Source organism: Staphylococcus gallinarum (genome assembly GCF_000875895.1).
Lineage (GTDB): Bacteria > Bacillota > Bacilli > Staphylococcales > Staphylococcaceae > Staphylococcus > Staphylococcus gallinarum.
The window spans coordinates 1-241 of record NZ_JXCF01000250.1 but is presented as its reverse complement, the minus strand read 5'-3'; the positions used below and the strand labels follow the sequence as shown (position 1 = coordinate 241).

Here is a 241-nt window from a genome sequence, read left to right as displayed (position 1 = left end):
AATGTGCAGATTGTGTGATTGTAGACTCTAATATTCCTGAGAATAGTATTCAATATTTAATTCAGTTATGTAAGAGTAGCAATGTTCCTATAGCTGTTATCCCAGCATCTATAGAGAAGGTGAAAAACATCCCGAAGAATTTAAAAAGAATAGACTATTTAATAATTAACAAAAAAGAAGCTGAAGCTTTTTGGGATATCTCTTTGAATGTTAAAAGTGACTATGAAAAAATTAAACAAAT

Annotated in this window: 1 pseudogene; it reads left to right on the top strand. The window is 28.6% G+C overall.

Annotation, left to right across the window (positions count from 1 at the left end):
- Positions 1-241, top strand: a pseudogene (locus SH09_RS17210) (carbohydrate kinase family protein); the annotation flags it as partial.